This window comes from Streptomyces argenteolus (genome assembly GCF_042902585.1).
GTDB lineage: Bacteria > Actinomycetota > Actinomycetes > Streptomycetales > Streptomycetaceae > Streptomyces > Streptomyces argenteolus.
The window spans coordinates 165,772-185,907 of the sequence record NZ_JBIBEG010000002.1; the positions used below are offsets into that span (position 1 = coordinate 165,772).

21 protein-coding genes are annotated in these 20,136 nt (G+C 71.9%); 9 read left to right on the top strand and 12 right to left on the bottom strand.

The window, feature by feature from the left end:
* The first annotated feature begins 9 nt into the window (after window positions 1-9).
* Window positions 10-945 (top strand): non-homologous end joining protein Ku, encoded by a 936-nt coding sequence (gene ku / locus ACFY8O_RS07380; RefSeq protein ID WP_387899822.1) that lies wholly within the window; start codon window positions 10-12, stop codon window positions 943-945.
* Window positions 946-991: 46 nt separating this feature from the next.
* On the opposite strand, the gene ACFY8O_RS07385 is transcribed toward ku, so the two are convergent.
* The 4 genes from ACFY8O_RS07385 to ACFY8O_RS07400 form a co-directional block, all read right to left on the bottom strand.
* Complete coding sequence (locus ACFY8O_RS07385) at window positions 992-1,951, bottom strand: ATP-dependent DNA ligase (RefSeq protein WP_387899824.1); 960 nt, start codon at window positions 1,949-1,951, stop codon at window positions 992-994.
* 147 nt (window positions 1,952-2,098) lie between these two features.
* Window positions 2,099-3,484: an SGNH/GDSL hydrolase family protein gene (locus ACFY8O_RS07390; RefSeq protein ID WP_387899825.1), complete on the bottom strand. Its 1,386-nt coding sequence runs from the start codon at window positions 3,482-3,484 to the stop codon at window positions 2,099-2,101.
* 151 nt (window positions 3,485-3,635) lie between these two features.
* Window positions 3,636-3,923, bottom strand: a complete 288-nt coding sequence (locus ACFY8O_RS07395) for a hypothetical protein (RefSeq protein ID WP_387899827.1) — start codon at window positions 3,921-3,923, stop codon at window positions 3,636-3,638.
* 140 nt (window positions 3,924-4,063) lie between these two features.
* Window positions 4,064-5,743: a cellulase family glycosylhydrolase gene (locus ACFY8O_RS07400; RefSeq protein WP_449341821.1), complete on the bottom strand. Its 1,680-nt coding sequence runs from the start codon at window positions 5,741-5,743 to the stop codon at window positions 4,064-4,066.
* Between the two features lie 305 nt (window positions 5,744-6,048).
* On the opposite strand from ACFY8O_RS07400, the gene ACFY8O_RS07405 reads away from it, so the two are divergent.
* On the top strand, window positions 6,049-6,417 hold the full coding sequence (locus tag ACFY8O_RS07405) for a YrdB family protein (RefSeq protein ID WP_387899829.1): 369 nt from the start codon (window positions 6,049-6,051) through the stop codon (window positions 6,415-6,417).
* 52 nt (window positions 6,418-6,469) lie between these two features.
* Here the strand turns inward: ACFY8O_RS07405 and ACFY8O_RS07410 are convergent, their stop codons facing one another.
* The gene (locus ACFY8O_RS07410; RefSeq protein WP_145801297.1) at window positions 6,470-7,147 is read right to left on the bottom strand and encodes a hypothetical protein; all 678 of its coding nucleotides are present in this window, start codon (window positions 7,145-7,147) and stop codon (window positions 6,470-6,472) included.
* Window positions 7,148-7,357: 210 nt separating this feature from the next.
* Here ACFY8O_RS07410 and aac(3) point away from each other — a divergent pair, with 210 nt between their 5' ends.
* Window positions 7,358-8,224 carry an aminoglycoside 3-N-acetyltransferase gene (gene aac(3), locus ACFY8O_RS07415; RefSeq protein WP_145801298.1) on the top strand — a complete coding sequence of 289 codons (867 nt, stop codon included), beginning with the start codon at window positions 7,358-7,360 and terminating at the stop codon, window positions 8,222-8,224.
* Between the two features lie 178 nt (window positions 8,225-8,402).
* Here the strand turns inward: aac(3) and ACFY8O_RS07420 are convergent, their stop codons facing one another.
* Entirely contained in the window at window positions 8,403-9,269 is an 867-nt protein-coding gene (locus tag ACFY8O_RS07420) for an AraC family transcriptional regulator (RefSeq protein WP_387899832.1), read from the bottom strand.
* Between the two features lie 486 nt (window positions 9,270-9,755).
* Here ACFY8O_RS07420 and ACFY8O_RS07425 point away from each other — a divergent pair, with 486 nt between their 5' ends.
* Window positions 9,756-10,838 (top strand): tyrosine-protein phosphatase, encoded by a 1,083-nt coding sequence (locus ACFY8O_RS07425; protein ID WP_387899834.1) that lies wholly within the window; start codon window positions 9,756-9,758, stop codon window positions 10,836-10,838.
* Between the two features lie 160 nt (window positions 10,839-10,998).
* Here the strand turns inward: ACFY8O_RS07425 and ACFY8O_RS07430 are convergent, their stop codons facing one another.
* Window positions 10,999-11,226, bottom strand: a complete 228-nt coding sequence (locus ACFY8O_RS07430; RefSeq protein WP_145801301.1) for a hypothetical protein — start codon at window positions 11,224-11,226, stop codon at window positions 10,999-11,001.
* Window positions 11,227-11,529: 303 nt separating this feature from the next.
* On the opposite strand from ACFY8O_RS07430, the gene ACFY8O_RS07435 reads away from it, so the two are divergent.
* The gene (locus tag ACFY8O_RS07435; RefSeq protein WP_387899836.1) at window positions 11,530-12,084 is read left to right on the top strand and encodes a M23 family metallopeptidase; all 555 of its coding nucleotides are present in this window, start codon (window positions 11,530-11,532) and stop codon (window positions 12,082-12,084) included.
* A gap of 50 nt (window positions 12,085-12,134) precedes the next feature.
* Here the strand turns inward: ACFY8O_RS07435 and ACFY8O_RS07440 are convergent, their stop codons facing one another.
* Entirely contained in the window at window positions 12,135-12,476 is a 342-nt protein-coding gene (locus ACFY8O_RS07440; protein ID WP_387899838.1) for a hypothetical protein, read from the bottom strand.
* A gap of 1,310 nt (window positions 12,477-13,786) precedes the next feature.
* Between ACFY8O_RS07440 and ACFY8O_RS07445 the strand changes: the two genes are divergently transcribed.
* Window positions 13,787-14,251 (top strand): hypothetical protein, encoded by a 465-nt coding sequence (locus ACFY8O_RS07445; RefSeq protein ID WP_145801305.1) that lies wholly within the window; start codon window positions 13,787-13,789, stop codon window positions 14,249-14,251.
* Window positions 14,252-14,413: 162 nt separating this feature from the next.
* Here the strand turns inward: ACFY8O_RS07445 and ACFY8O_RS07450 are convergent, their stop codons facing one another.
* The 4 genes from ACFY8O_RS07450 to ACFY8O_RS07465 form a co-directional block, all read right to left on the bottom strand.
* Complete coding sequence (locus ACFY8O_RS07450) at window positions 14,414-16,624, bottom strand: HelD family protein (RefSeq protein WP_387901035.1); 2,211 nt, start codon at window positions 16,622-16,624, stop codon at window positions 14,414-14,416.
* Window positions 16,625-16,815: 191 nt separating this feature from the next.
* Complete coding sequence (locus tag ACFY8O_RS07455; RefSeq protein WP_145801306.1) at window positions 16,816-17,133, bottom strand: hypothetical protein; 318 nt, start codon at window positions 17,131-17,133, stop codon at window positions 16,816-16,818.
* Between the two features lie 46 nt (window positions 17,134-17,179).
* Complete coding sequence (locus tag ACFY8O_RS07460; protein ID WP_387899841.1) at window positions 17,180-17,620, bottom strand: hypothetical protein; 441 nt, start codon at window positions 17,618-17,620, stop codon at window positions 17,180-17,182.
* Between the two features lie 64 nt (window positions 17,621-17,684).
* A complete protein-coding gene (locus ACFY8O_RS07465; protein ID WP_387899843.1) occupies window positions 17,685-18,182 on the bottom strand; it encodes an ATP-binding protein in 498 nt (165 codons plus the stop codon).
* A 174-nt stretch (window positions 18,183-18,356) separates the two neighbouring features.
* On the opposite strand from ACFY8O_RS07465, the gene ACFY8O_RS07470 reads away from it, so the two are divergent.
* The 3 genes from ACFY8O_RS07470 to ACFY8O_RS07480 are packed head-to-tail and all read left to right on the top strand — an operon-like array spanning window position 18,357 to window position 20,110.
* Window positions 18,357-19,214, top strand: coding sequence for a helix-turn-helix domain-containing protein (locus ACFY8O_RS07470; RefSeq protein ID WP_387899844.1), 858 nt, complete (start codon window positions 18,357-18,359; stop codon window positions 19,212-19,214).
* Complete coding sequence (locus tag ACFY8O_RS07475; RefSeq protein WP_387899846.1) at window positions 19,211-19,405, top strand: DUF397 domain-containing protein; 195 nt, start codon at window positions 19,211-19,213, stop codon at window positions 19,403-19,405. Before ACFY8O_RS07470 ends, ACFY8O_RS07475 begins: the two co-directional genes overlap by 4 nt.
* A gap of 39 nt (window positions 19,406-19,444) precedes the next feature.
* Window positions 19,445-20,110 (top strand): hypothetical protein, encoded by a 666-nt coding sequence (locus ACFY8O_RS07480; RefSeq protein ID WP_387899848.1) that lies wholly within the window; start codon window positions 19,445-19,447, stop codon window positions 20,108-20,110.
* Window positions 20,111-20,136: the final 26 nt, after the last annotated feature.

The following is a 20,136-nucleotide window of genomic DNA, read 5'->3' on the forward strand; positions in this document are numbered from 1 at the left end:
GAGGTAAGGATGCCGCGGCCCCTGTGGACCGGAGCGATCAGCTTCGGGCTGGTGACGATCCCCATCAAGGTGGTGTCGGCCACCGAGAACCACTCGATCTCCTTCCACCAGTACCACCGCGAGGACATGGGCCGTATCCGCACCCGCAAGGTGTGCGAGGTCGACGGCAAGGTCCTCTCCCAGGACGAGATCGGCAAGGGCTACGAGGTCGCCAAGGACCGGACCGTGCCCGTCACCGACGAGGAACTGGACCGGATGCCGCTGCCGACGGCGAAGGCCATCGAGATCGTCGCGTTCGTCGAGGCCGACAGCATCGACCCCGTACGCATCAGCGACAGCTACTACCTCGCGGTCGACGGCCAGGTCGCGGCCAAGCCGTACACGGTGCTGCGCCGGGCGCTGGAGCGCAGCGAGAAGGTCGCCGTGGCGAAGTTCGCCTGGCACAACCGTGAGCGGCTGGGCCTGCTGCGGGTGCGGGAGGACGCGATCGTGCTGCACGCGATGCGCTGGCCGGACGAGATCCGCAGCCCCGAGACGCTGGCCCCCCGGGAGACGGAGCTCGACGAGGGCGAGATCGAGCGGGCCGTGCAGCTCACCGACAGCATGGCCCTGGACGACATCTCCGGCTTCCGCGACCGCTACCGGGAGGCACTGGAGGAACTGCTCGCCGCCAAGTCCGAGGGCAAGGCGCTCCCGGAGGCGGCCGGGGGCGAGGAGGAGGAGCCCGGAAAGGTCATGGACCTCATGGCCGCGCTGAACGCCTCGGTGAAGGCGGCCAAGGAGACGCGGGGCGAGGACGCGACCGTGCACGAGATGACTCCGGGCAAGCCCCGGAGCCGGAAGAAGGCGGCCCCGGCGAAGAAGAAGACGGCGGCCGGGAAGACGGCGGCGGCCAAGAAGCAGTCGGCCAGGAAGACGGCCGCCAGGAAGCGCACCGCCTCCTGAGCCGGGGCGGGACGGCCGTTCGCGCCGGACCCCGTGCCGTCCCGCCTCAGCCGAGGTCGTCCGGGGCCAGATCCGGTCGCAGCCGGTGCCAGGAGGGCTGCCGCAGCCGACCCGCCCGCGTGCGGGTCGCGTACCGCACCTCCCCGACGAGCCGCGGCAGCACCCACCGGGCGCCGGCCACGGGCGGGACCTCGTCGAAGGGGCAGGTGTCGACCGCGGCGACCCGCAGCAGCTCGGCGATCCTGGCCCGCTCGGCGTCGCTCCACCCCGTACCGACGCTGCCCGCGTAGCGCAGGCCGCCCGCGTGCCGCTCGCCGACCAGCAGGGCGCCGGGCAGGCCGCCCAGCCGGCCGCGGCCCGGCACCCAGCCGCCGACGATCACGTCCACCGTGCGGGCATGGCGGATCTTGATCCAGCTGCGGGAGCGGACCCCGGGCTCGTAGACCGAGGTCAGCCGCTTCGCGATCAGGCCCTCCAGCCCGGCCTCCCGCGTCATGCCCAGGGCCTCCTCGCCGTGCCCGACGGCCACCGCGGGCGTGAACCAGTGGGGCCCGTGCAGCCCGAGCCCCTCCAGGGCCGAGCGCCGCTCGGTCCAGGGCAGCGCGACCAGGCTCCTGTCACCCAGGAACACGGCGTCGAACAGCACCAGATGGGCGGGCACCCGCTGGGCCATGCGCGCCGCCTTCGCCGGTGATCCGGAGAGCCCCATCCGCGACTGGAGCCGCTCGAAGTCGCTGCGCCCCTCGCCGTCCAGCGCGACGATCTCGCCGTCCAGCACCGCGGGCACCCCGCCGAGCGCGGGCCCGAGCGCCGCCAGGTCCGGATACGCGGGAGTGATGTCGGCCCCCGACCTGGCGAAGAGCCGCACGGACCCGTCCCCGGGCAGATGGACCATGGCGCGCTGGCCGTCCTGCTTGACCTCGTACGCCCACTGCGCGTCCGTGGCGGCGGGCGGCAGCGGTCCGGGGGTGGCGAGCATAGGGGTGATCCGGGGCAAAAGCGTCATGGCGGCAGCTTCTCAGCTGATCCGCCGCCGGGCGCCGCACGGACCTGCCTCCCCGCCGGGCGTCGTGGAGCCCGGGGCCCGTACGGCCCGTCGGCAGCGCTGCGGCTCCGGCGGTCGTACGGGCCCCCGGGTGCGGTCGTCCGGCCGTCAGTTGTAGCCGAAGCCCCGGGGGAGCGGGGCCTGACGGAACAGCCGGGTGGGGACCGCGTCGGCCAGCGCCTGGTAGCCGGCCGGGTTGAGGTGCAGGTGATCGCCGGTGTCCAGGGAGGCCAGGAGGCGGCGGGGTGCCTGCGGGTCGCGGACGGTCCGGTCGAAGTCGATCACGCTGTCGAAACGGCCGCTCGTACGGATCCAGGAGTTGACCGTCTGCCGGGCCCGCTCGCGGTGGCCGTCCGGGTCGTCGTACCCGGTGTTGCCGCCCATCGGGGTCAGGGTCGCCCCGTACACACGGATGCCGTGGGTGTGGGCCCGCGTGATGATCTGCTCGTACGCCGCGATCACCTCGGCGGCGATCCGCTGCTGGGCGGACGCGGTGGCCTCGGCCGTGCCGATGTCGTTGATGCCCTCGAAGACCAGCAGCCAGTCCACCCCGCTCTGGGCCAGGACGTCACGGTCGATGCGGGCCAGGCCGTTGGGGCCCAGGCCGTCGTCGAGCAGCCGGTTGCCGCCGGCCGCCTGGTTGACCAGGGCCGTCCTCGATGTGGCCGCCCCGGCTTCCAGCCGCTTCAGCAGCAGGTCGGGCCACCGGTTGTTCCTGTTCGTCGTCGAGCCCCGGCCGTCGGTGAGCGAGTCGCCGAGGACGACGGCCGCCGAGGTGGTGCTCCTGGACCAGACCTCGACGCCACTCAGGAAGTACCAGTGGTCGGTCGGAGTCGCCCCGGGCAGGTCGGCGTCGCTCACGTGCTCCCCGGCACGCAGGTACGAGGTCGTACGGGAGCCTGGGTGCGAGGTGATCGAGGTGGAGGCCTGACCGGTCGCCAGATACACCGTCGCCGTCAGGTTCGACCCCGGTGCCAGCGGGAAGTCCAGCGGATCGGAGACCGCCTGCGCGCCCACCGGGACCGAGATCGAGGAGCGGCCCTGGAAGGTCACGGGCCGGGCGGTCCCGGGGGTGATCGCGCTGGTGCCCGCCGTGTCGTCGAGCGGCAGCGCCACGGACACCTTGGTGATCGGCAGCGCCGAGCCACCGAAAGCGTTCGAGAAGCGCAGCCGGATGTGCTCACCGCCGGCCGAGACGTGGACCGTCTGCCGCAGGGTGGCGTCCGTGAGCACGGAGCCGTCCTGGGTGAACGGCGCCGGGGGCATGTTGCCCGGCTCCGTCAGCTGCGGCATGGACGTCCAGGTGCTGACCCAGCGTGCGTTGCGCTCGTCGGGCGCCGCCGAGCTGCCCGGACCGTGACCGTCCCCGGCGCCGAGTGCGGGGGAGACGACGACGGCGGTCAGTGCCGCGGCGGCGAACAGGCTGAGGAACGACGATCTCCGGATCACGGTGGTGCTCCCTCTGGCTGGGTGGGGGAAGCAGGGTGAATCCATGGATGTGGACGGCGTCTTCACTGACGTCCGGGGATTCGAGCGGCAGGCTAGCGGCTCCGATAATTTTCGGTCAATGCTCCGAAAGCTTCGAAAACTTTCGTCGGCTCAGCCCCGTTCGTTCAGGGGGCGTGGAGCGGTGACCGTTACGGCATCACGCGCCCAGGGCGTGCCCCGCGAGGGAGAGGCGCAGCCGGCACTCGTCCTCCGCCTCGACGGTGACGGGGATGCCCCAGTGCTCGCTGAGCCTGCGGCCGACCTCGACGAGCCGCATGCGTTCCTGGGGAGTGTGGGCGGGGTAGCGCGTCCAGCCGTGGTCGGCGATCGCGTTGCCCAGTTCGGTGAACAGCAGGGCGCGGTACCGCTGTTCCTCCTCCGTCGTCAGAGGGGAAGGCCCGGGCCCGGGGCCCAGCGTGCGTACGTTGCGGAGGTCGCGGATCACGGACGCATCTTCGCAGGGTCGCCTGCGTACGGCGGCCGGCGGTGGAGCTCCGGGCCGCGCAGGGCCGGGCCCGCGCGGAAGGGCGGGCGGCCCCGGCCGGCGGAGGTGGCGCCCCCGCCGGCCGGAGAGCCGGGCCCGGATCAGGCCGTGGTGCAGGCGTTGCCGCTGAGCGTGAAGGCGGCCGGGACGGTGTTGGTGCTGCCCGTGGTGCCGGTGAAGCCGACCGTGACCGAGCCGTTGGCGGCGATCGTGGCGGTGTATCCGGCCGGGGCGACGCTGACCTTGGCCCCGGTCTGGGTGGGCGTTCCGCCCCACATGTTGGAGATGGTCTGGCCGTCGGCGAAGGAGAAGCCGAGGTTCCAGCCGTTGATGGCCGTGGTGCCGGTGTTGCGGATGGTGATCTCACCCTGGAAGCCGTTGGGCCACTGGCCGATCACCTTGTAGCCGACGGAGCAGCCCACGCCCGGCGTGGGCCCGCTCGCGTCGGTCGTGACGCGCACCGTGGCCGAGCGCGTCGAGCGGTTGCCCGCGGTGTCCCGGGCGTAGACGGCGAAGTCGTAGGCCGTCCGGGCGGTGAGCCCGGTCACCGTGACGGTGTTGCCGGTCGAGGAGGCGACGGCGGTCTCGGTGCCGCCGCTGACGCGGACGACGTCGTAGCCCGCGATGGCAACGTTGTCGGTGGACGCGGGCCAGGTGAGGGTGGCGGAGGTGGCCGTCACCGCCGAGGCGGTCGGGGTGCCGGGAGCGGTCGGTGCCTGGGTGTCGCCGGGCTGGCCGTCGCCGAAGACGGTGGCCTCCTTCGACGTCTGGGCGATTCCGTTGGTCCCGTGGAAGATGCGCTCACCCCAGGAGCTCAGCCGGCTCGGGTCGAAGTCGATCGCCAGGTCGAGGATCGGGTCGGTGTTGCCGCTCCAGGACCACGCCAGGTAGCCGAGGTCCAGCTGCTCGGCCGTGGCCATCATCGTGTCCTCGTCCGGGTCGCCCCACTGGTCGGCGGGGCCGCCGAACTCGCCGATGAGGAGGGGCAGTCCGGCGTCGACGAAGGCGTTCAGATAGTCGGTGACGGCCTGGGCGGTGTTGTAGACGCTGTACATGTGGATCGAGAAGATCAGGTTGCCCGTGGTGTCGGCGTCGTACACGGACTGGGCGTTGGCGCGCATGACGCCCTGCCAGTCCTGGCCCCAGTTGGGTGCGTCCACCATGATCGTGTGGGCGAAGCCGGCGCCGCGCAGCTTCTGCACCGCCGCCTTGGTGGGGGCGGTCCAGCCGGCGGGGTCGGTGTTGCCCCACGGCTCGTTGCCGATGTTGATGATGACGTAGTCCTCTTCGCCCGCGAGGACGTCCTTGAGGCTGATCCAGTAGTCGGCCGCGTGGTCCAGCGTGCCCGCCGCCGCGTCCTCGCCGTAACCGGTGGTGTCGTGCACCTCCAGTACGCAGATCAGCCGGTTGGCCTTGCAGTCGTCGACGATGCCGGCGACCTCGGCCGGGCCGTTCCTCGTCCACCGGTGGCCGTCGGAGAGGACGACGCGGACGGTGTTGGCGCCGAAGGCCTTGATGTCGGCCAGTGACTGCGTCTCGCCCGGGTACCAGGTGTGGGCGTGGTTGACGCCGCGCATGACGAAGTCGTTGCCGTTCGCCTCCAGGAGGCGGCCGTCACTGATGTGCAGACCGGTGGCGGCGGCCCGCGCCTGCTCGGTCTCGGCAGCCTGGGCCGCCGCCGGGCCGAGCGCGCCCAGGAGGGCGACGCCGAGGAGGGCGGCCAGGCTCTTCATCAACACCGTCAAGGGGCTTTTTCGTGCCGTACTCGTTGCTGTTCTCACTGCGACTCCAGAAGAGGTGAGCGCCGGATGAACCAAACATCGAACAGATCGAACACATGGAACACGTCGAACATCGGACGGATCGCACGCCGGGGAGGACGTGGGAGCGCTCCCATAAAGCCAGCTCGACAGGAGCACGTCAAGACATCGGGCCTCTCTCGTTGCACCCGCGCGCGATTCGCGGGGGGTGCGCCCGGAGAGGGCCGGGCCGGAGGGCTCTGTTCAACTGCCGTTGTTCGCAGGTCTGCTGAGGGGGACGTCTGTTTCAATGGCGGTCCGCGCGCGTGAGGAAGGACGGCCGCCCGATGACGCTCCCCGCCCCCTTGCACGTCCTCAACGAGGGCCTTGCCTTCCTCCTGGAGGTCGCGGCTCTCGCCGTCCTGGCCTGGTGGGGCTGGGGGAGCGCGGGCGCCACCGCGTCGCGTCTCCTGCTCGCCGTGGCCGCGCCCGCGGTGGCGGCCGTCCTGTGGGGGCTGTTCGCCGCGCCGAAGGCACGGATACCCCTGCCGACGGCGGGGGTCCTGACGGTGAAGGCACTCGTGTTCGGCGCCGCGGCGGTAGCCCTGCACACGCTCGGCCGGGGCGAGGCGGCCGTGGTCCTCGCCGTGGTGGCCGCGGCCAACACCGTCCTCGCCACCCTGGACCGGAACGCCCTGATGCACCGGCGGGCCTGAGTCCCCACCGCCCGCCGGGCCCCGCGCCGTGGGGGCCCGGCCGTTCGGTCCGTCAGGCCTTGCTGGTGCAGATCGCGTCGTACGGCCGGCCGGGGCTCGGGAAGAGCTCGATCGGGTTGTCCGCCGCCGCCGGGCACTCCTCGACCGTCTTGGTCAGGGCGAGCACCTTGTTCCCGCCGCTCGCGCAGGCCACTTCCTTCGCCTGGTCGTCCACGCAGTCCCCGACCACGAGTTGCCCGCCGCCCGCCCCCGCGTCACCGGGGTGGTCGCCGGAGAGGTTACGGCCGCAGATCGTCTTGCTGGGGATGCCGCTGGTGGCGGCGTTCCCACCGAAGGACACCTTCACCGAGATGATCTCGTCCGTGCCCGCCGGGCACTCCACGGCGCCGGCGAAGATCTCCCCGTCCTTCACCGCCAGAGCCTTGATCGTCGCCTTGGGGTCGTCGCAGTCGAGGCCCTGGAAGCCGTCCTTCGACTGGCTGGTGTCGGGTCCCGCGCAGTCGCCGACCTTCCAGTCCCTCGACTTCTGGCTGCCGTTCCCCGAGGACGAGGTGCCGCCGTCCTCCGACGACAGACAGGCCGTGGTGGTGCCGAGGACGAGCGTGAGCATCAGCGCGGGCTTCACGCAGTCCAGAAGTACCCTGCGGGCGCCCCGCCCCGACGGGGAAGCGGGCGTGACGGCGCTCCCCGGAAGGCTGGTGCGGGTACGCGTGCTGCCGTGGGCGGTCATGCTGCTCCTTGGGTACATGGCGTGTCCCACGCGGCACTCACTGTGACCCGCGCGGCTGTCCGGCCGTGAGGACGGCCGGATCGCGCGCCGCGGTTCCCGGTGCGCGCCGAGCGCCTCCGGTTCGGCACCGAGTTGCAACAAGCGGGCATCCGGAGGCATTTGAGGAAGATCACCGGCCGTGCGCGGAGCGGGAGCGGTACCGTCACCTCCATGGCAGACCCGACCCCGGAAGAGATCCTGCTCGCCCGCGCCGAAGGGCCCGTCACCCCGGCCCGGCTGATCCGTGATCTGACCGCGCTCGGCCTCCGTGAGGGCGACGTCGTCATGTTCCACACGCGGATGTCCGCCATCGGATACGTGGCCGGTGGCGCCCCGGCCCTCATCGGCGCCCTGCGCGAGGTGGTGGGGGAGCGCGGGACCCTCATGGTGACCTGCGGGTGGAACGACGCCCCGCCGTACGACTTCACCAGCTGGCCCCGCCCCTGGCAGGACGCCGTGCGCGCCGGGCATCCCGCGTACGACCCGGTGGTCAGCGAGGCCGACCACGACAACGGCCGCCTCCCGGAGGCGCTGCGCCGGTGGCCGGGCGCCGTCCGCAGCAGGCACCCCGACGTGAGCCTCGCCGCGCTCGGGCCTGCGGCGGCCGAACTGACCGCCGACCATCCGTGGGACGACCCGCACGGCCCGGGCAGCCCGCTGGCCAAACTGGTGGAACTGGGCGGACGGGTCCTGATGCTGGGGGCCCCGCTGGAGACCCTCACCCTCCTGCACCACGCGGAGTCGCTCGCCGAGGCGCCGGACAAGGTGTTCGTGGAGTACGAACAGCCGATCACGGTCGACGGCCGGCGGGTCTGGCGCCGCTTCCGCGACATCGACTCCTCCGGCGGCGCCTTCGACTACTCCGCCGTCACGCCGGAGGGCCAGGACCCGTTCGAGACGATCGCCCGCGACATGCTGGCCGCCGGAATCGGCCGGCGGGGCCGGGTCGGAGCCGCCGACAGCCATCTCTTCGAGGCCGGCGAGGTGCTGGACTTCGGCCTGGCCTGGATCGAGGAGAAGCTGGGCGGCGCCCGCTAGCCGACCCGGGCTCCGCCCCGGCCGCCCGGCCGGGGGGCGGAACGGCGAAGGCAGGGCGCGGGCGGAACCCCGCCGGCCCCTCGGCCGTCCGCCCAAGCGGCAGGAGGTTCGCCGGGCCCGCACCCGGCCGTCCGCCCAAGCGGCAGGGGGTCCGCCGGGGCCCGCACCCGGCCGCCCCTCAGGCGGCGGACCGCTCGACCGGGATCCACAGTTCGGCGTCCGCCTGCTCCCCGTCCGGTGACACCCGTACGCTCAGGATCTCCGGACCCGGCCTGCTTCCGTACGGGTTCGACGGGAACCACTGGGTGAACACGTCCCGCCACAGGTGCTGGAGCGCCAGCGGGAACGGCCCGGAGTTCTCGAAGACGGCCCAGGTGCCCGCCGGTACGGCCAGGGAGTCCAGGTCGTCCGGCACCTCGGCCCCCGTCACCACCCCGTGGTAGTAGTCGAGTTCGGTGCCCTCGGCCCGGCTCGGGTCCAGCTGGTCGCTGACCCCGACGATCCCTGCGGGCTCCTGGTCGGCCAGGGCGCCGACGCGCCGCAGCGTGTCCGGGGCGATGCCCCGGATGAAGTCGGCGATCGCCGGATTGAGCCCTTCGTGGACGAGCGGTACGCGCACTTTCTTGCCGGCCACATGGAAGGCGTCCTTCTCCACGATCCTGTATCGCATGCTGCTGTTCCCTTCGATGATGAGGCGGAAGGACATCCGTGGCTGGGAGTTCAAGGACGCACCGGTCCGCCGGGCTTCTCCCGGCCCCACCCCGTGCATGGCGCGGAACGCCCGGGCGAAGGCCTCGCCCGAGCCGTAGCCGTAGCGGGTGGCGATGTCGAGCAGCGTCCGCTCACCTGCGAGCACCTCAGCGCCCGCCAGGGTCAGCCGCCTGCGCCGGACGTACTCCGACAGCGGGAGGCCCGCCAGCGCGGAGAACATCCGCCGGAAGTGGTACTCCGACGTCACCGCGATGCGCGCGAGAACGGCCACGTCGACCTGCCGGTCGAGGTGGGACTCGATGTGCTCCATGGCCTGGTTCAGCCGGTCCAGCATCCCGGACTCCTTCCCTTTCGCCTCCTCACGCTAGGGAGGTCCGCCCTCGGTGCACCCGACATCCTGTGCCCGCCCCTGTCGGGTGCGGAACGGGCTCGTGCGCAGGTCAGCGCCGCACCCGGTCCTCGCCTGCCGCCGCTCCCCGGCCGGAGCCGCCCGGCCCGTACGCCCATGGAACCACCGGCCCGCCCTCCTCCGAGGGGATGAGGAGGGCCCACGGCCGGTCCGACGCCGACATCGCCGAGCACCTCGTCCAGCGAGGGCGACGAGGCGCTGATCCGCACGGCCCGTACCGACGGCGGACGAGCTGTGCCGCGCCAGGCGCGGCGGTGCGCGGCCGGGAGCGGTTGCCCTGCGCACCGGCGCCCGTCCGCGAGCGGGTCGCCCTGCGCACCGGCGGCGTCCGCGCACGGAGTTCCGCTCGGTTTGGACCGCCGTTCACCATCCGTTACGGCGGCCATCGTCAAGCGCGCTGACGATCCATGCATGACACACATAGCTCGCGCCAAGGCCTCCTCCTGCGTCCTGGCCGCCGCTCTCCTCGTCGGGATCACCGCCCCGGTGGCCTCCGCCCACAGCGCCCCCGCCTCCGCCGCGCGGGAGGCGCACGCACGCATCCCGTTCACCCAGGCGAAGGTCACCGCGCTGGACGACGGCTCCTACACGGTCGAGTGGAAGGCGCCGGGCACGCACCGCGTCGCCGTCAAGGCCGGCGGGCGTACGGTCGCCACCGGAGGTTCGACGGGCAAGGTCACCGTGCGCGGGCTGCCCGCCGCCGACCGGCAGTGGTTCGACCTCGTGCCCGAGCGCGGAGGCTCCCTGCATCTCGCCGACCGGCTGATCGCGCTCGAAGGCACCGTCAACTTCCGCGACGCGGGCGGCTACCGCACCACGGACGGCCACTGGGTGAAGATGGGCGAGATCTACCGCTCCGACGCCCTGGACAAGCTGACCACCGCGGACCTCGCGAAGCTGCGCCGGCTCTCGATCCGCACGGTCTACGACCTGCGCACGGAGTCCGAGCGTGCTGCCGCTCCCGACCGCGTCCCGGCCGGTGGCACGCATGTCGTCGCCGACGTCCTGGCGGGCTCGCCGACCTTCACCGCCATGCCGACGACGCCCGAGGAGGGCGTCGCGATGATGGTCGAGGGCGAGAAGTTCATGGTCAGCGGCGACACCGCCAAGGCCGCCTACCGCACGGTCTTCGGCGGCATCGCGGACGACTCCGCCCACGCCGTCGTCTTCCACTGCACGGCGGGCAAGGACCGCACGGGCTGGGCCAACGCCGCTCTGCTCACCGCGCTCGGCGTACCGCGTTCGACCGTCATGCGGGACTACCTCGCCTCCAACGACTACCGCGCGGAGGCCAACGCGGCGGCGCTCGCCTCCATGCCGGCCGCCCAGGCCGCCGTCTACAAGCCGCTGCTGGACGTGCGCGCCGAGTACCTCAACTCCGGTTTCGCCGAGGTGGGTGAGGAGTTCGGTTCGTTCGGCGCGTACGAGAAGAAGGTGCTCGGCCTGGACGCCAAGGACGTACGCGCACTGAAGCGCGACCTGCTGGTGGGCTGACCCCCGCTGGTGCGCCGGGCTTGTGCCGGTGGGCCGACCTCCGCCGGTGCGCCTGCCTCCGCTGCCGCGCCCGGCGTCCCGCACGCACGGAGCCGGCCGGTGGATCGCCTCGAGTCAGGGGGACTCGGGGGGACACCCGGCCGGCTCCGTCCGTGCGTGCTCAGCCCAGCAGGACGTCGTCGTCACCGAGACGCTTGAGCTCGCGGTAGAGGACCGCGAGACCGGTGACGATCTTGGCGGTGGAGACGAGGGCGTCGATCGCCCGGAGCGTGTCGTTCTCCTCCCGGGCGAGCTTGGCCTCCTTCACCACGGCCAGCGCGCCGAAAGCGGTGGTGCCGAGCGACAGGTACAGCCTGGACCTGGACTTCTTCTTGCTTGTTGCACTCATGGATATGGGCCTCCTCGGACTGCGGGTGCCCCGCTTTCCGGGAAGGTCACCTCCGTTCTGTTCCTCGTGGCCGGAAATCCGTCCCGGGCGGCGGCGTGAAGTCGGCCAGGTCCTGTCAAGGGTCTCGGGGTCCGTAAGGACTGCCGGCCGGGTCCCAGGGGTACGTCCGGCGGGCCGATGGCAGGGACCGGACAAGGGCCCCGAGGGCCCTTGTGGGCCCGGTCGGCGGCGTCTGAAGCTTGCCTTCCTCCGCCCCGTCGGGACGCGGAGTCGGGTCCTCGTGGAAGACGGACGGAGACGCACATGAGCGGAACGAAAAGGGTTCTGCGCCGCATCGCGGTGGGCGCGAGCGCGCTGCTGACTGCGGTGGGCATCACGATGGTGGGGGCGTCACCGGCCGCTGCCGTGGACTACTACTACGAGCTGCCGTACCCGGCGGGCGAGGCGTACACCGTCACCCAGGGGCCGGAGGGGACGTACTCGCACACCGGCCCCTACAACGAGTACGCCTGGGACTTCGGGCTCCCCGCCAACTACGAGGTGTCCGCGGCGCAGGCGGGGACGATCGTCTACTCGAACTGGTCGCCGTACTGGCAGAACGGCATCGAGGTCCTCATCCGGCACTCGAACGGGCTGTGCACCCACTACGCGCACCTCAACCAGTCGTTCTACGAGCCGGGCGACTGGGTCCCGCAGGGCCGGATCGTCGGCTACTCGGGCAGCACGGGTGCCTCCACCGCGCCGCACCTGCACTTCCAGGTGATCAACTGCAACACCCGCGTGGGCGTGCCCGCCACCCTCCAGGGCTGGACGCCGTGGACCGGGACCCGGCCGGTCAGCGTGAACTACTACGCCTGATCGGAGGCGGAGGCTCGGCAGTCCCCGCCCGGTGCGGGGCTGCCGTGCGTTCAGGGCGACTTGAGCAGGCCCCGGAGCCCGGCGGCGAGCGCTCGGACATCCGGCGCCCCCGGCAGGGCCTCGGCTGCCTCCTCGGGTGCGTCACCCTCCGATGAGGTGCGGCAGGGGCGGCACAGCCCGTCGGGGAGCGCCTCCGGACGGCCCGGCGCCCCGCACCGGGTGCACTCCAGCATCACGCGGTGCACGGGCGCTCCCTGCGGGGGCGGCGACGGGACGGCGGGCACGTGGGGCGGGATCTTGTCGGTGAGCCTGCGGCGTACGAACCCGACGGGGGAGTCGACCCGGGACGGGAGACCGGCGGTGAGAGCCCGCGTGAGGTACTCCGCGTCCACGCCGCGCGCGAACCATGCGGCGGCCCGGGACTCCAGGGCCGCGCAGTCGGCGGCGGACAGGGTCAGCCGGGAGTCGACGCGGCCGAGCTGCGCCAGTGCCAGATAGGCGGGCGAGGGCTCGACCGGAACTCGCTGCTGAGGCAGGGCGTGAGGCGCGGGGGGCGCGGCGGCTTCGGGCGACGCGGGGCTCGGGCGTACGGGCGGTGCCCGTGAGCACCGGAGCGGGGGCCTTCAGGGCCTCGGGGGCCTCTGCGGGGGCCTCTTCGGGGGTCTGTGCGGGGATCTGTACGCGGGCCTCTGCTAGGGCCGGAACCGGCTCCGGGGCCTCGACGCGGGCCGCTGCGGGCGCCGTTGCCGGGGCCGTCGAGGTGGGCACGGTGGGTGCCGCCGGGGTGACCTCGATCGCGGCCCACCACTCGTTGTCGCGGGCGGTGCGGGACCAGAACGTCCGTGAGACCCAGCGGACCTGTCCCAGCTCGCCGACGAGGCACCGTACGCGGCGCAGATGTCCCGCCGTGGCCAGGGCCCTGAGTGCGGAGCCGACGGCCTGCTGGCCGTACAGCGGCAGTTGCTTGGCGAGGCTCTTGACGTCCATCGACGCGCCGTCGGGCAGCCGGTCGATGAACCCGGCGATGTACCGCTCGCGGGTCGGCAGCAGAGCGAAGTCGTCGGCGCGGCTCGGGAGTTGGCCGGGCATGGAGCGCTTGCCGTAACCGGGCTTGGCCATCGGGTAGGGGCGCGAGGGTGCGGGTGCGCGCAGGGCGGAGCTAGGGTGCTGGATAGCCACGGATCGCTTCTTCCGATCTTGCGGTCAGACCCCGGCCTGGTGCGTCCAACACCGTGTCGGGGTCGTTCGGTTCTCGCACCGTAGGCAGTCGCCACGCTCCGCCGCAAGTCGGTCACGATTAGTCATACTTCCTGGCCGTGACGGGTCAGGGAGGTCGGGGAGGTATTCCCCAACCCCCTTTCTTTCCCTACCGGTCAAAGGCATCGCTCGAATCCCGGCCCTCGCATCCCGACGCCCGGATCCCGAAGCTCGGGCCTCGGGTGGAGGGGACGATTCCGGTCGTCCGAAGGTGTGAATCCGCCGCACCGGCGCTCGGGTCCCGGAGCTGGGGCTCCGAGCTCCGAGCCCGCCGGTCGAGCCAGGCGGTCGCGCCCGTCAGGTGTGCCTTGTCACGGACGCCACGGCCGACGAGAACCGAAGTCTGACTTTGTCACAGCGAGGCAACCGCCCCGCACGTCCGCTCGGTTGTCGCGCATTCCTGGATACGGTTCCCGGAATCACTGGACCCAACGGGAGGATATTCATGGGGCTCAAGCGTGCAGGCCGATTCGGGACCGTCGGCGCGTTGGTCGCCGGAACGCTCGGCGCGTCGATCGTGCTGACCCCGGCCTCGGCATCCGCGGAGAGCGCGTGGGAGTGCTACGGCACCCAGGTCAAGCGCTGCGCCACCGTCTGGTGGGACAGGACCACCGACACCTACCAGGCGCGGGCGAAGATCACCGACGCCACCGGTGGCAACAACTACTCGGTCAAGGTCACCAACGTGAAGCTTCAGCGCTTCAACGGCAGCGGCTGGGTGACCGTGAAGTCCAAGCAGGACTACGACGGCTGGTTCGCGACCTCGGACTCGGCGGCCACCGCCAGGATCGACCCGTGCACGTGGCCGACGAACAGCTTCGGCGTGGTGGCGACGTTCAGCTGGAAGGGCGCCTCCACCGGCGAGAAGACCTGGCGTCCCAACATGGGCTGGGGCCACGCCTGCAACTGATCCGCGGCCCGCGTCCGCCCCGCACCGAGTCGACCGGTGCGGGGCGGAGTCGTTCGCCGACGTCCTCGCGCACCGCCCGGTGCGCGGCGGACACCTCCCCGCGCGCCCGGTGCGCCTCCCCGCGTGTGAGGCGCCGGGGCACGATGTCGGGCGGCCCGGCGCTCAGCGCAGCGACTCCGGCAGCTCCTCACGGTGGACGATGCCCAGGCGCTGTGTCGCACGGGTCAGCGCCACGTACAGGTCGCTCGTCCCGAACCGGCCGGGCTCCACGACCAGCACGTGGTCGAACTCCAGCCCCTTCGCCTCGCGCGGGCCGAGCAGCACCACGGTGCGGGTGAGATCGGGTTCGGCGCCCACGGTGACCCCGTCGAGCCGGCCCGCGATCTCCTCGTGCAGCTCACGCGGCGCGATCACCGCGAGCCGCCCCTCCTCGGGCGTCAGCTCGGCGACGGCCCGCTCGACCGCGCCCGCCAGATCCGCTCCGGAATCCCTCGTCCACGGCTTCTCACCGGTGGACCGCACCGACCCGGGCGGCTCGAACGACGGGTCCTGCGCCCGCAGGACCCTGGCCGCCAGCTCCATGATCTCGGCGGGCGTGCGGTAGTTGACCCCCAGGCGCACATGCTCGAACCGGTCGCCGACGTACGGCTCCAGGATCCGCTCCCAGGAGCCGACGCCCGCCTCCTCCGAGGTCTGCGCCGGGTCCCCGACCAGGGTCAGCGAGCGGGTCGGTGACCGGCGCATCAGCAGCCGCCACGCCATCGGCGACAGCTCCTGCGCCTCGTCGACGATGATGTGGCCGAACGCCCAGGTCCGGTCGGCGGCGGCCCGCTCGGCCGCGCTGCGGTGGTCGGCCTCCTCCTGCCGCTCGGCCATCCGCTCGGCGTCGATGATGTCGTGCGCCGCCAGGACCTCGGACTCCTCGTCCTCGAACTCGTACGACTCCGAGCCCCGCGACAGCTCCAGGACACCCTGCGCGTAGGCGACGCGCTCCTGACGCTCCGCCTCGGCGGCGGCCCGCGCGGCGCTGTCGTCGGAGCCCAGCAGCTCCGCGGCCTCGTCCAGGAGCGGCACGTCGGCGGGGGTCCACCCGCCCTCGCCAGGGGCGCGCCGGATGGCCTCCGCGTCCTCGTCCTCCAGATACACGGGCTCCGCCAGGTAGTCGGCGACGAACCCCTCCGGGGTGAGCAGCGGCCACAGCTGCCCGACAGCCGCGTGCACCTCCTCGCTTGCGGCGACGCCCTTGCCGAGCTGGGCGATGTCGTCCGGACCCAGGAAGTTCGGGCCGCCGTACGGGTCCGCGCCGATGCGTTCGGTGAGCTGCGCGGTGAGCGCGTCGATCACCTGGAACGTGAAGTACGGCCGGGCGAGGTTGTGCGGCAGCCGGGTCTCGCGCGCCGCCTGCCGGGCCTCGTAGGCGATCTCCCAGTCCAAAACGAGGTCACCGTCGTCGTGCGGGATCACCAGGGGAGCGCCGGGTTCGGGCAGTTCCTGCCGGTCGCGCACGGCGAGGGCGAGCGCCTCGGCCATGCCCGCACCGCCCTTGACGGCCGCCGCGCGGGGGGTGTCGGTGCCCCGGGCGTGCACACCGGGGAACAGCTCGGCCTGCGTCGCCAGCATCACGCCGGTCTCACCGAGCGCGGGCAGCACCTCGCCGATGTAGCGCAGGAAGGCCGGGTTGGGGCCCACGACCAGCACCGCGCGCTTGGCCAGCAGCTCCCGGTGCTCGTACAGCAGGAAGGCCGCCCGGTGCAGCGCGACCGCCGTCTTGCCCGTGCCGGGGCCGCCCTCCACGACGAGGACACCCCGGTGCGGGGCGCGGATGACGCGGTCCTGCTCCGCCTGGATGGTCCGCACGATGTCGCCCATGCGGCCGGTACGGGCGGAACCCAGCGCGGCGAGCAGCACGGCGTCCCCGCTAGGGTCCTCGAAACCGGTGCGCTCGCGGTCCCCCAGATCGAGGATCTCGTCGTGCAGCTCGGTGACCGTACGGCCCTCGGTGGTGAGGTGTCTGCGCCGGCGCAGGCCCATGGGCGTATGCCCGGTGGCGAGATAGAACGGCCGCGCGACCGGGGCACGCCAGTCGATCAGGAGGGGCGTGTGCTCGGTGTCGTCCTCACGAATTCCTATACGGCCGATATGGTGCGCGGCGCCGTCGGAGAGATCGATACGGCCGAAGCACAGGGAACCGTCCACCGCATTCAGGGCAGCCAGCAGCCCCGACCGCTCCGCGACGAGCACATCCCGCTCGTGCCGCGCCTGCAAACCGTTCCCCACCGGCGTCAACGCGTCCTCGACGCCTTCGGCGGCGACCCCGCGCAGGGCGTCGACCCGGTCGTACAGCCGGTCGATGAATTGCTGCTCCTTCTGCAATTCGACGTCTTCGCGAGTTGACAAAATCGCTCCCTGGCGGATATGGTGATTCTTGTTGGCCCCCGGTGAGGGGCCTTTTTCTATGGGCGCACAGAACCATCCAATATACGTGAACAAATCCCTGCCCCGCAATTGCCGGGCAGGGTCCGTACGGAATGTGCACGGCATGCGCCGCCCCACTCGGACGGGCGTTACGAGCCCTCGACGGGCAACCCCGCCACGAACGCCGGAAGACCGGACGCCTCGGGTGGCACCTGCCCGCGCCGGAAGCGCCGGTAGTGGTCGCCGACAAGACGGCGCAGGTCCGCCTCGGCCGGTCCGTCACCCGTCAGTTCGAGCGTGACCCGATGCGGCTCGCCCGTCATGCGCAGCGGCCTGGCCAGGGCGTCGAACCCGCAGGCGTACTCGTCCGGCATCTCCCACCAGGCCTCGGCCCACGCGCGGTCCTTGAGGACGTACATGTACAGGTCGTCGTCGAAGAGGATCACCGGACCGATGGGCGTAGGCATGCGGGGAGTATGGCGCACCCCGCAGGCGCCAAACGGGTGTCCGGGCTCAGCCGCGCTTCTGCATACAGCTGTTGAGGTGCGAGATCAGGTCGTCCACCGGGCCCAGATCCTCGCTCTTGTCGGTGACCAGGGTGTGACCGCCGTACTGCAAGCGGTATTCGAAGCGGTCCATGGAGCTCTCGGAGACGCTGCGCGAGGGAAGATCGTCGAAGTCCACGGCCGCGACAAGGGTGTCCAGCTCTTCGGACTCGGCCGGCGACAACGGGTCGGCCGACTCGCGGGCGCCCCCGCGGCCGGTGACGAAGACCTCCCCGCCGGGACTGACGTCGATGCCGCGCTGGACCCCCGCGATGCCGCCGCTGACCCTGAGGCTCACGGTTTCGGTGGCGCTCCCGGACTCCGTGCCGGACGCGGACGCGCCGCCGCAGCCGGTCAGCAGTGCTGCACCGACGAGCAGGGCGAGCAGCCCTCTCGGTCGCAAGGTCATCTCTGTGTCTCCCCAGATCGGCTGCTCCAGCGTACTGACGGCCGTAGGGCCGGGGAGGAGATCGTCAGATCCCGTGGCGGGATCGTCGGATCCCGTCGCGAGGTCCCCGGTTGCCGGCGCTCGGGCGGAGTTCAGGCCACGGCAGCTCCGCCCAGACCGTCTTGCCCGGCCCCACCCGGTCGCGGACCCCCCAACGGGTGGCGAGAGCCTCGACGAGGACCAGCCCGCGCCCGTGGTCCGCGACGGCAACCGGTGCGAGGAGGGCGGGCCGGGCGGGGTGGGTGTCGGACACCTCGACGCGGATGCTGCCCCGCTCCTCGTCGGGACGGAGGAGGAGCGCGAAGTCCCGGCCGGGGACGCGGCCGTGCAGCACGGCGTTGGCGGCGAACTCCGCGACCACGAGCGTGACCGCGTCATGGTGGTCCGTCCCTCGGGCGCGGCCCCACTCGACGAGCTGGAGCGCGGCGAGCAGCCGCGCGAGACGCGCACCGCGCCGGGTGGCGGAGAAACGCTGGACGAACATCCGCGCGGGGGCGGGGGACTGACTCCGAAGGGCTGGCATGCGACCCACCCTGGCCGGAGCGGGAGAGCGGGCGGCAGGCACGGCGCCCATACAGATCGACTTGTACGGGTGCACGCGCTGGACTGGGAGGGTCACGATGCGTGACCATCGGTGTGGCGCACGGTACGGCATGGGTGGGCCAGGGGGCCCACCACAGGGGAGAGGCGGCCGTGAATGGCCATGGACCACGGCGGCGTCAGGGCGGGCGCGAACTGCGGCGAGCCGGAGCTGTCCGACAGCCTCAAGACGTTCGGTGCGGTGCTGAAGGCGCTGAGGGACGAAGCCCGGCTCACCCAGGAACAGTTCGCGCCCCGGGTGCAGTACTCGGCGGCGTACATCGCCAAGATCGAACAGGGCAAACGCTTCCCGCCGAGAGACCTGCTGGACCGCTCGGAGGAGGTGCTGGGCGCGACGGCCGCCCGGGTACTGGCGGCGGCGGCAGGCAGCCTGACGCGGAAGGTGGGGCTGGCGTCGTGGTTCTTGCAGTGGGCGGCGATCGAGGAGGACGCGATCTCGCTGTACGCGTACGAGTGCCGCGCTATCCCTGGGCTGTTGCAGCCCGAGGCCTACATCCGCGCCATCTTCGAACGACGCCTGCCGCCTCTCTCTGGCGAGCAGATCGAGCACCAGGTGACCGCCCGGCTGGAACGCCAGCAGCTCTTGGCGGAGAGGCCGAACACCGCGTTCAGCTTCGTCATCGAGCAGGCGCTGCTGGAACGCCGCATGGGCGGCCCCGAGGTCACCCGGCAACTACTGGATCATCTGCTGGACCAGGGCGGGCGCCGGAACATCGAGATCCAGGTGATGCCTCTGTGCCAGTACGACCACGCCGGCATCGACGGTCTGATGTACCTCGCAGAGACTCAGCAGCACGAGTGGGTCGGCTACTCGGAGGGCCAGCAGTCGAGCATTCTGATCACGGCACCGAAAGACGTGAGCGCCATGCTCCAGCGCTATGGCAAGCTGCGATCGCAGGCCCTCGGCCGCGAAGCCACAGTAAGCCTGCTGGAGCAGATGCGAGGAGCACTATGAGCACCACAGAGCCGACGTGGTTCAAGAGCAGCTACAGCGGCAGCTCCGGTGACAACTGCGTGGAGATCGCGGTACGGGCCGAGGGCGTGTGGGTGCGGGACTCGAAGGACACGCAGAGGCAGGCGCTGACGGTCTCCCGTGACGCCTGGTCCGCGTTCACGGTGCTGGCTGCTGACGGCCTCTCCCGCTGAGACGGTGGTGTGTCACAGGCGGCTGCCACACTGCGCGCCATGAGCCATGACGCTTTCGAGTGCATACAGGACGACGCAGGCTGGGGTTTCTACCTGGAGATGGTCAAAGGCGTGAGTATCGCCGAGCTGGCGGCGATGGTGGGGGCCGACCCCGCCCTGGGAGTCATGTCGCCCGAGGCGTTCAACGCCGCCTTGCACCGGACCAGCGACGTCCCTGACTACGCAAGGCTGGGCGAGTACGCCGGCTGGGCGTTCGCCTTGCGCGCGGGCGGCGACGGCTTCTACGCGCACCGCCCCGAACCCCTGCGGCATCTGTGGGACGGCCACACGTGGCTGATCGTCCAGGACACCACGATGGACCCGCCGACCGTGGACGTCATCGTGGACGGGAAGCTGGACTGGAGCTACTTCGACGGCGAGGTGCACGAGTCGATCCGCGCGGACCACCCGCTCACTCAGCGGATGATCGCCGAGATCGCCCTCGGCTCCGTCGAGCCGGACCCCGACTTCCCGGACGAGCCGGACGAATGGGGCCTGCACGTCCCGGACATCCGTGACGTCTACCGCCTGATGGGCGAGCACTACGGCCTGCGCCTGCCTGGCGGCACCCTGCGGAACACCGACCTGCCCGGGGTGTTCACCTCCCCACGCGTCTACGCCAGCGGAGAGCCGAACAACCGCTACCAGAACCTCAATCTGTCCTGATCGCCTGGGGCCGGCTTGAGTCGCCA

Bases quoted from the DNA above. Each gene is read 5' to 3' on its own strand.
- ku (WP_387899822.1), top strand. From the start codon at position 10: ATGCCGCGGCCCCTGTGGACCGGAGCGATCAGCTTCGGGCTGGTGACG.
- ACFY8O_RS07385 (WP_387899824.1), bottom strand. From the start codon at position 1,951: ATGACGCTTTTGCCCCGGATCACCCCTATGCTCGCCACCCCCGGACCG.
- ACFY8O_RS07390 (WP_387899825.1), bottom strand. From the start codon at position 3,484: ATGGATTCACCCTGCTTCCCCCACCCAGCCAGAGGGAGCACCACCGTG.
- ACFY8O_RS07405 (WP_387899829.1), top strand. From the start codon at position 6,049: ATGACGCTCCCCGCCCCCTTGCACGTCCTCAACGAGGGCCTTGCCTTC.
- ACFY8O_RS07410 (WP_145801297.1), bottom strand. From the start codon at position 7,147: ATGACCGCCCACGGCAGCACGCGTACCCGCACCAGCCTTCCGGGGAGC.
- ACFY8O_RS07420 (WP_387899832.1), bottom strand. From the start codon at position 9,269: ATGCTGGACCGGCTGAACCAGGCCATGGAGCACATCGAGTCCCACCTC.
- ACFY8O_RS07425 (WP_387899834.1), top strand. From the start codon at position 9,756: ATGACACACATAGCTCGCGCCAAGGCCTCCTCCTGCGTCCTGGCCGCC.
- ACFY8O_RS07430 (WP_145801301.1), bottom strand. From the start codon at position 11,226: ATGAGTGCAACAAGCAAGAAGAAGTCCAGGTCCAGGCTGTACCTGTCG.
- ACFY8O_RS07435 (WP_387899836.1), top strand. From the start codon at position 11,530: ATGAGCGGAACGAAAAGGGTTCTGCGCCGCATCGCGGTGGGCGCGAGC.
- ACFY8O_RS07445 (WP_145801305.1), top strand. From the start codon at position 13,787: ATGGGGCTCAAGCGTGCAGGCCGATTCGGGACCGTCGGCGCGTTGGTC.
- ACFY8O_RS07455 (WP_145801306.1), bottom strand. From the start codon at position 17,133: ATGCCTACGCCCATCGGTCCGGTGATCCTCTTCGACGACGACCTGTAC.
- ACFY8O_RS07460 (WP_387899841.1), bottom strand. From the start codon at position 17,620: ATGACCTTGCGACCGAGAGGGCTGCTCGCCCTGCTCGTCGGTGCAGCA.
- ACFY8O_RS07465 (WP_387899843.1), bottom strand. From the start codon at position 18,182: ATGCCAGCCCTTCGGAGTCAGTCCCCCGCCCCCGCGCGGATGTTCGTC.
- ACFY8O_RS07470 (WP_387899844.1), top strand. From the start codon at position 18,357: ATGGCCATGGACCACGGCGGCGTCAGGGCGGGCGCGAACTGCGGCGAG.
- ACFY8O_RS07475 (WP_387899846.1), top strand. From the start codon at position 19,211: ATGAGCACCACAGAGCCGACGTGGTTCAAGAGCAGCTACAGCGGCAGC.
- ACFY8O_RS07480 (WP_387899848.1), top strand. From the start codon at position 19,445: ATGAGCCATGACGCTTTCGAGTGCATACAGGACGACGCAGGCTGGGGT.